This is a genomic window from Candidatus Limnocylindrus sp. (genome assembly GCF_040397215.1).
In the GTDB taxonomy this organism is placed as follows: domain Bacteria; phylum Chloroflexota; class Limnocylindria; order Limnocylindrales; family Limnocylindraceae; genus Limnocylindrus.
Genome location: NZ_JBBAWK010000001.1, coordinates 74,706 through 87,048, shown reverse-complemented (window position 1 = coordinate 87,048; position 12,343 = coordinate 74,706). Strand labels below are relative to the sequence as shown.

Annotated in this window: 13 protein-coding genes; 10 read left to right on the top strand and 3 right to left on the bottom strand. The window is 61.3% G+C overall.

Translation table 11 applies throughout. The annotated features are described in order from the left end of the window. The first annotated feature begins 1 nt into the window (after position 1). The 4 genes from AC3LCN_RS00410 to AC3LCN_RS00395 all read left to right on the top strand — a co-directional run bounded on the left by AC3LCN_RS00410 (position 2) and on the right by AC3LCN_RS00395 (position 3,192). Positions 2-1,045, top strand: coding sequence for a phosphotriesterase family protein (locus tag AC3LCN_RS00410; protein ID WP_488648117.1), 1,044 nt, complete (start codon positions 2-4; stop codon positions 1,043-1,045). Positions 1,046-1,063: 18 nt separating this feature from the next. After that, positions 1,064-1,813 carry a glutamine amidotransferase gene (locus AC3LCN_RS00405; RefSeq protein WP_488648116.1) on the top strand — a complete coding sequence of 250 codons (750 nt, stop codon included), beginning with the start codon at positions 1,064-1,066 and terminating at the stop codon, positions 1,811-1,813. Then, the gene (locus AC3LCN_RS00400) at positions 1,810-2,280 is read left to right on the top strand and encodes a DinB family protein (protein ID WP_488648115.1); all 471 of its coding nucleotides are present in this window, start codon (positions 1,810-1,812) and stop codon (positions 2,278-2,280) included. Before AC3LCN_RS00405 ends, AC3LCN_RS00400 begins: the two co-directional genes overlap by 4 nt. 75 nt (positions 2,281-2,355) lie before the next feature. Beyond that, a complete protein-coding gene (locus tag AC3LCN_RS00395; protein WP_488648114.1) occupies positions 2,356-3,192 on the top strand; it encodes an META domain-containing protein in 837 nt (278 codons plus the stop codon). A 42-nt stretch (positions 3,193-3,234) separates the two neighbouring features. Here the strand turns inward: AC3LCN_RS00395 and AC3LCN_RS00390 are convergent, their stop codons facing one another. The 3 genes from AC3LCN_RS00390 to AC3LCN_RS00380 are packed head-to-tail and all read right to left on the bottom strand — an operon-like array spanning position 3,235 to position 5,392. Continuing rightward, the gene (locus AC3LCN_RS00390) at positions 3,235-4,020 is read right to left on the bottom strand and encodes a polysaccharide deacetylase family protein (RefSeq protein WP_488648113.1); all 786 of its coding nucleotides are present in this window, start codon (positions 4,018-4,020) and stop codon (positions 3,235-3,237) included. Continuing rightward, positions 4,020-5,123 carry a citrate/2-methylcitrate synthase gene (locus tag AC3LCN_RS00385; RefSeq protein WP_488648112.1) on the bottom strand — a complete coding sequence of 368 codons (1,104 nt, stop codon included), beginning with the start codon at positions 5,121-5,123 and terminating at the stop codon, positions 4,020-4,022. The genes AC3LCN_RS00390 and AC3LCN_RS00385 overlap by 1 nt, the downstream gene beginning before the upstream one ends. Beyond that, a complete protein-coding gene (locus tag AC3LCN_RS00380) occupies positions 5,120-5,392 on the bottom strand; it encodes a GlsB/YeaQ/YmgE family stress response membrane protein (RefSeq protein WP_488648111.1) in 273 nt (90 codons plus the stop codon). The genes AC3LCN_RS00385 and AC3LCN_RS00380 overlap by 4 nt, the downstream gene beginning before the upstream one ends. 63 nt (positions 5,393-5,455) lie before the next feature. Between AC3LCN_RS00380 and AC3LCN_RS00375 the strand changes: the two genes are divergently transcribed. The 6 genes from AC3LCN_RS00375 to AC3LCN_RS00350 all read left to right on the top strand — a co-directional run bounded on the left by AC3LCN_RS00375 (position 5,456) and on the right by AC3LCN_RS00350 (position 12,343). After that, complete coding sequence (locus AC3LCN_RS00375) at positions 5,456-6,679, top strand: amino acid aminotransferase (protein WP_488648110.1); 1,224 nt, start codon at positions 5,456-5,458, stop codon at positions 6,677-6,679. 50 nt (positions 6,680-6,729) lie between these two features. Beyond that, positions 6,730-7,578, top strand: a complete 849-nt coding sequence (locus AC3LCN_RS00370) for a type I phosphomannose isomerase catalytic subunit (RefSeq protein WP_488648109.1) — start codon at positions 6,730-6,732, stop codon at positions 7,576-7,578. A 229-nt stretch (positions 7,579-7,807) separates the two neighbouring features. Further along, on the top strand, positions 7,808-9,004 hold the full coding sequence (locus AC3LCN_RS00365; RefSeq protein ID WP_488648108.1) for a branched-chain amino acid ABC transporter substrate-binding protein: 1,197 nt from the start codon (positions 7,808-7,810) through the stop codon (positions 9,002-9,004). A 143-nt stretch (positions 9,005-9,147) separates the two neighbouring features. Then, the gene (locus AC3LCN_RS00360; protein ID WP_488648107.1) at positions 9,148-10,209 is read left to right on the top strand and encodes a branched-chain amino acid ABC transporter permease; all 1,062 of its coding nucleotides are present in this window, start codon (positions 9,148-9,150) and stop codon (positions 10,207-10,209) included. After that, a complete protein-coding gene (locus tag AC3LCN_RS00355; RefSeq protein WP_488648106.1) occupies positions 10,206-11,324 on the top strand; it encodes a branched-chain amino acid ABC transporter permease in 1,119 nt (372 codons plus the stop codon). Before AC3LCN_RS00360 ends, AC3LCN_RS00355 begins: the two co-directional genes overlap by 4 nt. After that, a complete protein-coding gene (locus AC3LCN_RS00350; protein ID WP_488648105.1) occupies positions 11,321-12,343 on the top strand; it encodes an ABC transporter ATP-binding protein in 1,023 nt (340 codons plus the stop codon). The genes AC3LCN_RS00355 and AC3LCN_RS00350 overlap by 4 nt, the downstream gene beginning before the upstream one ends.

Below are 12,343 nucleotides of genomic sequence, written 5' to 3'. Positions count from 1 at the left end.
CATGGTCAAGATTCAAACGGTCACCGGTGAGATCGAGAGCGCCGAGATGGGGCTCACCCTCACGCACGAGCACCTCTTCAACATCGTCACGCCGTGGTGGCATCCGCCCTACGACGATTCTGCTCGCTCCATGGAGCTTGTCGACGAGAAGGTCTCCATCACCAACGTCTGGGAGCTGCGCCACGACCCATTCCTCAACAAGGACAACTGTGTGCTCGACGATATCGAGTCGGCAATCGTTGAGGTGAAGCGCTTCGCCGCCCAGGGTGGCCGCACGATCCTTGAGGCCTGCGCCGATAAGGGGAACGGTCGCGACCCCGAGGGGCTGGCACGCATCAGCCGCGAGTCGGGGTTGAACGTGGTGATGGGGAGCGGCATCTTCCTCGACCCCGTTCATGGCCCAGAACACCTCGACGGCAGCGTGCGTGAGATCGCCGATCGCATCGTGCGTGACCTCACCGTCGGCGCACAGGGAACCAACATCCGCGCCGGCTTCATCGGCGAGATCTTCGTTGGCCAGCCGTTCACCAATCGCGAGCGCAACTCGCTCGCCGGTGCCTGTCTGGCGCAGCGCGAGACGGGTGTGCCGATCCAGATCCACATGCCGGGCTGGTATCGCCTCGGCGACGAGGTGCTCGACTTCGTTGCGGCGCAGGGGGTGCCGATGCAGAGCGTGGTGCTCTGTCACTCCAACCCGAGCGGTGATGACTACGAGTACCAAACGCGCCTGCTGAAGCGCGGCATCTATCTGCAGTACGACATGATCGGCATGCAAGTCTTCTACGCCGACCAGCAGGCCGCCTGCACCAGCGACGAAGATGATGCGCGCAACATCGCACGGCTCGTTACGGATGGGTACGGCGATCGCGTGCTGATGTCGCAGGACATTTTCATGAAGATCCTGCTGCGCGCGAACGGTGGGCCAGGCTACGGGCACATCGTGGAGTTCTTCCTGCCACGGCTGGTGCGCCATGGCGTGTCGCTCAAGCAGGGAATTGCAATGATGACGGATAATCCGCGTCGGCTATTTGAGGAGGCGCGCTAGCGCCAGAAGGGGGAGCTCATGGGAAAGCGCGTTCTGCTCGTTGGGGAGTCGTGGGTATCTGAGGCAACGCACTACAAGGGGTTTGACTCCTTCACCAGCGTCACCTTCCACTCCGGTGCCGATTGGTACAACGGCGCCCTTCGCTCCAAGGGCCACGAGGTTGAGCAGATGTACGCGCACGATGTGCCAGCAAAGTTCTCGCACACCGCAGCAGAGCTGAGCAAGTACGACGTGATCGTGCTCTCCGACATCGGCACTAACTCGTTCCTTCTCCCAATTGAAACGTGGCTGCACGGGAAGTCAACGCCGAATCGCTTGAAGCTCCTCGCCGAGTGGGTGGAGAACGGCGGCGCGTTGATCATGGCCGGCGGCTATCTCAGCTTCCAAGGCTTTGAGGCGAAGGCGCGCTTCGCTGGCAGCGCCGTCGAGCGCGTGCTTCCAGTGACCTGCCTCACCCACGATGATCGCGTTGAGGCACCAGAGGGTGCGCAGCCCGTGATCGTTGATGCAAACCATCCAGTGCTCGCCGGTGTTCCTGCTGGCATGCCAGCACTGCTTGGCTACAACAAGGTGGTGCTGAAGCCTGGCGCAACACTTGTTGCCTCAGTCGGTGGCGATCCACTCATCGCTACGACACAGGTTGGCAAGGGCCGATCACTGGTGTGGACCTCGGACATCGGACCGCACTGGTGCCCAGAGCCATTCGTGCAATGGAACGGCTTTGCGCCACTGATGTCGAACATGATCGATTGGGTCACTGGCAAGTGAGTTTCGCCGAACGCGTCGCGGCCTATCAGGCGGCAACGAAAGCGTTCGAAGAGCAGGTTGCCGCACTCGATCACCTGAAGCTCGACGCCAAGCACCCAGAGGGTTGGTCGCCGCGTCAGGTGATCCACCACTTGGCCGACAGCGAGGCGCAGTCATACGCGCGACTGCGACGCCTGGTTGCAGAGCCAGCTGGCTCCCTTATTCAGGGATACGACGAGGGCGCCTGGGCGGCGAGCCCAGCGCTCGGCTATGAGACCGATCCCATTGAGACGTCACTCGCGGTCTTCTCGGCGGTGCGGGCGGGCACGTTCAACGTGCTCCAGCACCTCACGGAGGCAGACTTGACCCGCTATGCGGAGCACAGCGAGCGCGGGCGCTTCACGCTTGACGACCTGCTGCGGATCTACTCCAAGCACCCCCTCGACCACGGCGAGCAGCTCGCCAAGGCGCTCCGCGGAGAGCTCTAGGCGGGGAACCGATCCCGCCTCCCGGGCGTTTAGGTGGCGAAGGGTCCTTTGGGCCCGTAACCGTAGGAGGCAGCTATGACTCAGGTATTCACCGCCGTTCTGATGCTTGGACTACTGATCTCACCAAGCGCGCGCCCCGTAGCCGCCGCAGACGAGGTCACCCCGGTACCCGCCTCTTCAGGCGTGGAGTGCCCACCCGTCAACGTCGTCGACGGCGTCGCGGTAATCCCTGAAGGTGCGCCAGCCGAATGCGTCTATATCCAGACGGTCGTCGCAGAAGACCCATGTGCACCTGATCCCACCGGCGCGGCGCCCGTGATGTGCCAGTCAGGGCTCCCAGTGGATCCTCCTGTTGGCGGTGACGCCTGCTGGATGACAGCAGACGGCAGCACGATCTGCGCGCGAACCGGCGGTGAGATCGTCCCATCGTTCGGTCGCCAGTTCGCCATCCTCGCGGTATCACTCAGTGGTGTTCGCTACGAAGTGATCGCTGGCCAGATGTATTTTGGTGATAACGGCAGCTTCAGCGCAACGGTCGGATGCAATCAGCTTGGCGGCACTGTGACCACCAATAGCGATGGCACGTTCACCGTGACCGATCTTCTCTCCACGAAGATGTTCTGCGAGGAGTTAAACGCGGCAGAGACAACGTTCAGCGCAATCCTCCTCGGTGGCGCGCTGACCTTTAGCCAAACTGAGGCGGGCCTCGTTGCCCAGAACAGCGTTGGCACACTCGAGCTCGCTGAGGCGATGTATGACGCGATGCCGATTAACGGTGAAGAGCGAGCAAACGTTGGCGGCGTAGGCACGACAAGTGACCTAAGCACCCTGCTCATAGCCATCGCACTGTTTGGTATCCCGGCACTCGTCGGCGCAGCCGGCCTGAGCGCGGGGCTCTCGCGCCGAGACTAATTGACTGACAAACCCGCCGGCGCGCCGTTTGGCGCGATCTTGTTAGGGACTGGTAAGGAGCGCTACAAGCCTCATATCGGTAGTTGAGGGCTGTACTCGCAATCTGGGTGACAGCAAGGCCGTTTTTGGGGTGTGAACCTTGCCCAATACCGTGGTGAACGCTAGTCGTAGGTTGGCCTTGGCGACGGCCTGCTCTAGGCTTTTTGGATGAGCACCATACGGGTAAGCAAACGTTACCGGAGCAACACCAAGCCAAGTGGTCAGCTGGTCTTGCGCCTGGAGAACCTCGTTCGTGATGTACGCCGTTGATTTCTTTGAAACATCTATATGGGTCAGTGTGTGATTTCCGATCTCCATGCCACTAGTAGCCATCTCTTGCAACTGTGTGACAGTCAGGTACTCGCTTCGGGCAACTCTGCCAGTGATCACATAGTAGGTCGCAACAAAACCAAGCTTTTGCAAGATTGGAAAAGCGTATGTGTATCCGTCAATTCGCCCATCGTCAATGGTGATTACCATCGTCTTCTTCGGGAGCGGCTCCCCCGTTCCAAGATGTTCGGCAAGCGTCGCCGCGGTCACTGTTGCCCAACCTGCGCGCTTCAGCGCAGTTAGCTGGGATTCAAACTGGGACGGTGAAATCACGAGGTCTGGAAGGCTGTTCCCAATCTCGCTACTAGGGGCGATGCGGTGGTACATAAGGACAGGAACCCGCAGGCTGATTGAGCGCAGTTTTCGGGGCGTGGCCCGAACCGCCTTTGCGCTCGCCGGGACCAAGGCGAGAAGGAGAAAGAGTGACGCGTCTAGTAAAAACTTGCGCCGTGTGCGCATTACGGAAGATGTCGCTCCGCGTGGCCGATGTACTTTGCGTCTGGGCGAATCAGCTTGTCGACGCCAGCCTGCTCGATCGCATGCGCTGACCAACCGGCGATGCGCGCCAGCGCGAATGTTGCCGGGAAGAGATCAGGCATAAGGCCAACACCCTGCAGCACGGCGGCGGCGTAGAACTCAACGTTGGTCTTCATCGCGCGGCCCGGCTTCATCTCTTCAAAGACCTTGAGAATCTGCTCCTCGGCGCCGATGGCGAGCTCCAGCCAGGCTGGCCTCGTTGGCATCGCCTCGGCAACCTTGCGCAGCGCAGCGGCACGCGGGTCGTACGCGCGGTAGACGCGGTGGCCGAAGCCCATGATCAACTCCTTGCGGGAGAGCTTGCCGCGCGCCCAGTCCTCGGCGCGATCTATGGAGCCGATCTCACCGAGCTGGCCGATGACCTCGGCGGGTGCACCGCCGTGGAGCGGCCCCTTCATCGCGCCAACGGCGCCGCAGATTGCCGAAGCAATGTCTGATCGCGTGGCAATGATCACGCGCGCGGTGAAGGTGCTGGCGTTCAGACCGTGCTCCGCGCCCACCATCAAGTAGGCGTCAAGCGCGCGGGCGGTCGCCGGCTCGGGCTCCTTGTCGTGCAGCTGCTGTAAGAACGCCGCCGCGATGCCAAGTCCATGCTGCGGATCAACGGGCTCGAGCCCTTGTCGAAGTCGTGCAAATGCGGCGAGCGCCGATGGCGCAAACGCGGCAATGCGCTTCGCCTCGTCAGCGGTTGGCGGCCAGCCGAGTCGCTCACCTGCGCCCCAGACCGAGATGGCGGTGCGCAGTGCATCCATTGGATGGGCGTGGGCGGGGAGCAGTCGAAGTGCGGCGAGAACGGCTGGAGGAACCTTCTCGGGAGCAAGCTGTGCGTTCGGGTGCCACTCGCCAGTGAGCAGGAGATCGAGGACGTTGGCGTAGTTCCCCTTGGTGACGACCTCTTCAATGGGGTAGCCGCGATAGAGAAGGCGACCCGCGGCACCGTCGACGTAACCGACTGCCGTCTCGGCGCCAACGACGCCGGCAAGGCCAGGGCTGAACGGCTTCTCGACGATCTTCTCGTCACTCATCGTCGCGGGCGCCGATCCACGAATTCGAGTGCCAGGCGCAAGATCACCGATCCGAGTAGCGCCACGAAGACCGATCCAGTGAATCCGCCTGGGTCGCCGTAGCCCGCACCCTTGGCGAGGGTGCCACCCACGATGCCGCCGAGGATGCCAACCAGAATGTTCGGGAGGCAGCCCCGCGCGGCACGGCCGCCAACGAGTATTGAGGAGAGCCCGCCGGCCAGAAGGCCGACGAAGGTCCAGCCGATCGGATCAAGGTCAAAGAAGCTCATCGGCGCGATCGTACGCCCGTAGGCAGAAACGCGCCGCCCGCGTCGCGCGGCTAGACTCGCAACATGTCTGAAGGAGTCCTCTCTGCACGAATCAGCGATGCGCCAACCGATCCGATCTTCGGGATCGTTGAGCTCCACCGTGCCGACGCACGCCCGCACAAGATCAACCTCGCCGCTGGTGTCTATATGGATGAGCAGGGTGTCACCCCGATCCTGCCGAGCGTCCGCGCTGCGGAAGAGCGCCTGCTCGCCTCAACCACCTCAAAGCTCTATATGCCGATTAGTGGTGACCCCGCCTTTTTAGCGGCGGCCAAATCACTCCTCTTCCGCACCGTAGGCGGGGCATGGGGAGAGATAGAGCCCGCCGCTACCGAACGCGTGCAGATGATCCATACGCCAGGCGGCACCGGCGCAGTGCGCCTTGCAGTTGACCTCGTTTCGCGACTTCGGCCCGGCGCGGAGATTTGGGTGGGCGAACCAACCTGGCCAAACCACACGCAGATCATTGAGTCATCGCGCATCACGGCGCGACGACACGACTGGATCACCGACGATGCGCGATCGCTGAACACCAGTGCACTCTTCGATGCGATCGCTGCGGCAAAGGGTGGCGACGCGATGATCCTGCACGGCGCCTGCCACAACCCAACGGGGATCGAACCAACGCCCGAGCAGTGGAGCGAGATCGCAGGCCAGATTGCCCATCGCGGCATCCTGCCGATCCTCGACTTTGCGTATCAGGGATTCGGTGAAGGGCTGATTGAAGATGCCGCATCGCTGCGCGCCTTCTTGGCGACTGGCTGCGAGGTGCTCGTCGCCAGCAGCTCCTCCAAGAACTTCGCCCTCTATAACGAGCGCGTCGGCAGCCTGGCAATCATTGGAGCCGATGGTGCTGCAGCGGCCTCGATCGCATCACATGCGCGCATGGCGGTCCGCACGATGTGGTCGAACCCACCGGCGCATGGCGGCGCCATCGTGGCCACCATCCTTGGCGATGCAACCCTCCGCGCACAGTGGGAGGGCGAGGTCAGTGGCATGCGCACCCGCATTGCAAATAGTCGTGCCGCCTTCGCCGCTGCGCTCACCGCCGCTGGCGCAGGCGACTTCTCGTACCTGCTTGACCATCACGGCATGTTCTCGCTCCTTGGCCTCACCGACGACCAGCTGAAGCGCCTCCGCGACGAGCACGCGGTCTACCTCGTCGCCCGTGGTCGTATCAATATGGCCGGCCTCTCCACCGCAAAGATCCCCGTCGTGGCCAAGGCGGTCGCGAGCGTGCTCGCCTGAAGGGCGCGATCACCCCCTTCGAGGCGGGATCCCTCGCCTAGACTCTCTCCATGAAAATGTCTGCACCGCGCGACACGCACATCCTCTCGCCCCGCCTCGTTGGGCGCGTGTGGGGTGGTGACCGACTCCGAGCACTCGCCCCCGACGCGGCGCCGAGTGGCCCAATTGGCGAGGCGTGGTTCGGTGATGCCGACGAACAGCCTGGCGGCGTGCTGGTGAAGTTGCTCGACGTGCAGGACCGACTCTCGGTGCAGGTGCACCCCGACGACACCTTGGCCAAGGTGATGCACGGCCCCGATGCAATCGGCAAGCATGAGGCGTGGGTTGTCCTTGAAGCTGCGCCTGGGGCCGAGTTGCTGCTTGGGCGCTCTCCATCAGTCACCGGTGCCAACATCACGAGTGCGCTGGCCTCTGGCGGGGACATCACCCCACTGCTGGCGCGGCACACTGCGCATCGCGGCGATGTGTTCGACGTGCCGACCGGCTGCCTCCATGCGCTGATGCCCGGCCTCTTTATTTGGGAGGTGCAGCAGCGCTCCGACCGAACCTATCGTGTCGCCGACTGGGGGCGCAACGACCCGTCGCGGCCGCTTCACTCCGAGGAGGCGATCCGTGCGACTGATGCGGAGCATCAGGCCACGCGCACCACCGCGATCGATTGGCAGCTGGCAGGCGAGCAGACCCTCGTCGCATCGCCGCACTTCTATGCCCGCGCCGTTGTGGGCCCATGGATGGGGAGCATCTCTATCGGCCCCCGAGGCGCCACCGCCACGGCAACCGGCCCAACAGTTGCAGGCGGATTACGGCTGGGGGCTTTGGCGACCGCCCACCTAGCGGCGGGCGAGATTGCCCTGGAGGTTGCCGAAGGGGCAACCCTTCTGATCGCTGAAGGGCGTTAGCCAAAAGATTCGGATTCCTTAACCTTCCCCCTCCTGAGCACGGCACCGCACAGTGCGCCGCACAGAAAAGGTTGCACACAGGCGCGTGCTCGTTCATGATTAACTTCCTCGACTGCATCGGACGCAGCCGCACTGTCAGATCTACTTCGGTAGATGAGACGTGATCACGTAGTCCGAAACAGAGGCGAGCCCAGCCGGAACGGTTGGGAATAGTAGATAGGAGGACCTCATGAAGGTCTTTAACAAGAAGGGTCTCAGTGCCCTTGCAGCGGTTGCGATTCTCGCAGCTGCATGCGGTGGTTCAACCGGAGGCAAGACGCTGACGATCGGGATCAGCTTCCCGCTCAACGGTGCTTCACTTGCCTCAGCGGGCCCGGCCCGTGACGGCGCGCTCCTAGCAATCAAGGAAGCGACGATTGAGGGCTACACCCTTAAGTCGAAGGTTCTTGACCATGCTGTCGACGGCAAGAAGAACCCAGAGCTGGGCGCTGCAGACATGCTGACCTTCGTCGGTGACGAAACAGTTGTCGCCGTGGTTGGCCCGTTCAACTCGTCCGTAGCTCTGGCACAGATTCCTGTCTCGTCAGAGGCCGGACTTCTTCAGTGCTCGCCATCAAACACGAACCCAGACCTCACGAAGGGTGATGCCGGTGCAGCCCTCCGCGGCGGCCGACCAGTGAACTACATTCGCCTCGCGACGACGGACGACCTTCAGGGTCCAGCCGTTGCTGTGTACGCTCTTGAGAACGGCGCGAAGAAGGTCTACATCGTTGACTCCACCGACGCCTATGGCGTGGGGATTGCGAATGCCTTCCATGACGAGTTCGTCGCTGGCGGCGGCACCGTGGTAGGCCATCAGGGCCAGGCCGCAACCGAGACCGACTTCTCCGCTGTAGCTGCGGCTGCAAAGGCAGCCGGCGCTGACTCGATCTTCTACGGTGGTGTGACGTCAGACGGCGCTCCACTCTTCCGTAACGCCCTTGCCCAGGCGGGCCTTGGCGCGCTGCCGTTCTACGGCGGCGATGGCATCTACGACGGCGCCGGTGAAGGTTCCTACATTGCAACCGCTGGTATGAACGCTGAGAACAGCTACGCATCACAGGCTGCAATCGAGAACATTCCTGGCAAGGATGCCTTCAACGTGAAGTTCAAGGCTGAGTACAGCCACGATGCTGAGGGCTATGCCTTCGCCGGCTACGCCTGCGCACAGATCATCATCGAGGGGATCAAGGCTGCCGTCGCCGGTGGCACTGTGACCCGCGAGACGGTCCGTTCAGCCATCATTCACCCAGGTACCAAGTATGAGACGGTCCTCGGACCAGTTTCATTCGACGACGTTGGAGACACTTCACAGCACATCATCTCCCTGTACAAGGTTGACGGTGGTGCTTGGAAGTTCGTCAAGCAGATCGACTACGGCAAGTAGAACTAGGAGCGTGGGGAGACCCGCGCGCCTGTTTTAGGCACCGTAAGGGCCCCCATCACCCGAAAGGGTGGTGGGGGTCTTTAAATTGCGAGGCGGCTGGCACCCTCTTGCCGAATCCCGTGCTGGGCGGCACTATCTAACTAATGAGTCTGCAGCCCATCCGGGTTGCCAATGCAGGGGGAGGGAACATGGCCGCAGCCAGCGTGACAAGCCCGAGCCCGAGCCGCCTCGTAGGCAGTCTCCGTCTACCGGCAACCATCCTCATCTTCCTCAGCCTTGCCTTCGGGGTTCTCGGTATCGACCAATTTGTGAACGCCATGACCCTTGGTGCCATTTATGCCCTTGTGGCCCTCGGGTACACCATGGTGTACGGCATTATTGAGCTCATCAACTTCGCCCACGGTGACGTGTTTATGGTTGGCTCATTCGTCGCCATGTTTATTAGCAAAAGTCTGCTCGGAAACACAGGTGGCATTAGCGACATACCGCTCCTGCTACTGAACGTGATTGTGGTGTTTCCGTTGACAATTGGGTGCATGGCGCTGGTCGGCGCGCTGATTGAGCGACTTGCCTACCGTCCGCTCCGACGTGCCCCCAAGCTTGCCCCGTTGATTACTGCAATTGGCGTGAGTTTTATCCTGCAAAATATTATCCAGTTCTTCTTTGGCTCAACCATCATCACAGTGCCCCAGCTGGTTCCGATTGAATGGGCATTCCAAGTCGGGGGGGCTCGAATACCACTCCTCAATTTGTTTGTGATCGCCACCTCAATCATCCTTATGGCTGGGTTGCAAATCTTCGTCTCGCGAACCCGCACAGGTCGCGCCATGCGCACAACCTCAATGGATCGTGACGCGTCATCGCTAATGGGCGTTGACATTAATCGCACGATCATGATCACCTTCCTGATCGGCTCTGGTCTCGCTGGGGCAGCAGGGGTGATCCACGGCTTTTACTACGGCAACACCAACTCTAGCCTCGGGTTTGCCTCCGGCCTAAAGGCGTTTACCGCCGCCGTTCTTGGCGGAATCGGTAACACGGCAGGCGCGGCGCTCGGAGGATTCTTAATTGCCTTCGTTGAGGTTGGTGCTGCGGCATTCGGCTATGGCCGCTGGGGCGGCGCAATCGTCTTCTCGCTCCTCGTCATCTTTTTGGTCTTCCGCCCAACGGGCCTTCTCGGCTCGCACACGGGCGACCGCGCATGAGCGGGGTAATCGCTGCGCTGAACGCTCAATTCGCGCCGGTACGTGCGTATTTCCGCCTTCACCGCAGCCTCGGCATCCTTGTTGGGGTCTTGCTGTTAAGCATCGCCCTGCCGCTCATCACGCGCGTGCCGCCATTTGACGGCATTCAATCAACAAATGCGTGGGTGAATGCTTTCACGAACGCAGCAATTTACGCCATGTTGGCGATGGGTCTCAACGTGGTCATTGGATTCGCGGGACTTCTCGATCTCGGCTACGCAGCGTTCTTTGCGCTCGGCGGCTACACCTACGCCTTCGTCGCGGCGCCATTCACTGGCATTCATCTGCCGTTCTGGCCAATGTTGCTCGCCGGTGGCATGGTTGGGGCGATCTTCGGAATATTGCTCGGTGCTCCAACGTTACGACTTCGTGGTGACTACCTCGCGATTGTGACCCTCGGCTTTGGAGAGATTGTGCCGATCACCTTGCAGAACTCCGACAGATTCACGAATGGTGTGAACGGGATCGGCGGCATCGACAAGCCAAACATTCCAGGGCTCTTACAGTTCACCCTCATTAACCCGTGGCCAATGTACGGACTGGTCATTGCACTCTTTACGTTGATCATGGTCATGATCTTCCGTCTTCAGGATTCGCGCCTTGGCCGCACCTGGGACGCTATTCGCGAAGACGAGCTCGCCGCAGAGTCTTCCGGAGTGAATATCGTGATCGCCAAGCTCCAGGCGTTCGCCGTTGGCGCTTCGATCGCTGGAATCATTGGCGTCGTAAGCGTCGCGAAGCTCACGATCGTGACACCAGAACAATTCCGGTTTTCCGTCTCCATTAGTGTCCTCGCCGCCGTCGTTCTTGGTGGTATGGGTAACACGATTGGCGTAGCAACAGGTGCCTTCATCATCTATTTGTTCCAGAGCATCCTGCTGAAGCAGCTAAATGTCCTCGTAGAAAACTTCAATATTCCAGTGCTCAACCAGATTAACTTCTTGGATTTCCAGTACGTGCTCTACGGCATTGTGCTGGTGCTGATGATGCTCAAGCGCCCACAGGGAATCTTCCCCGTTCGTCGACGCATGCGCGAATTCGCCCCACTGAAGATCGGGAAGCGAGGCCTCAAGTGAACACAGCGAAGGGTGGGCCAATGCTGAAGGCTCGCGGCGTTACGCGAAAGTTTGGTGGCCTTGTTGCCGTGAATGGCGTTGACTTTGAGATTCCCCGCGGCTCCATTAGCGCGATTATTGGGCCAAACGGGGCGGGGAAGACCACATTCTTTAACGTCATTGCGGGCATCTACGCGCCAACATCGGGCACCATCGAACTCGACGGGAAGCCGCTCATCTCGCCCCCGACCGGGTCTGGCCGAGAGCCGATCCTCCTCATCCTGCCAACCATTCCATTTATTGCTCTCGCGATCTACTCCCTCCTTGTTGTAGGTGGCGACACAGGCCTCGTCGAGGGGGTTGCCTCTGTTGCCGCAGCGCTCCTCGGCTTTGTCGGCGCACTGCTCCTGAACATCGTTCGCCCGGCCTGGTACAACCGCCTCATCAAGCGCATCGGCGTCACGCGACCTGCGCGACCGAACGACATGGTGGTGGCTGGCCTTGCGCGCACCTTCCAGAACATTCGCCTCTACAAGAGCCTGACAACGCTTGAGAACATCCTGATCGGCATGCACGTGCACCTGCACAGCAGCCTGCTTGGGGCACTCTTTATCCCGCGAAGCGTGCGCGAGGAGGAGGCAGCCGCTGAGCAGCGCGCCCGTGAGCTCCTTGCCTTCGTTGACCTCGCTGGGATGGAGAACGAGTTGGCGGCCAACCTGCCGTACGGCAAGCAGCGCCTGCTCGAGATTGCCCGCGCGATTGCCAGCCGACCGAAGCTCCTCTTGCTTGACGAGCCGGCGGCCGGCATGAATCCAAAAGAGACCGAAGAGATGACCGCACTCATCCGCCGCATTCGCGACGAGCTTGGCATCACCGTGCTGCTTATTGAGCACGACATGCGCGTGGTCATGGGGATCTCGGATCACATCACCGTGCTCGACCATGGCGAGAAGATTGCCGAGGGCCTACCGAAAGAGATCCGCACCAACCCGAAGGTGATCGAGGCCTACCTCGGCCGCGGCGCCGCAGCGGGACACTGA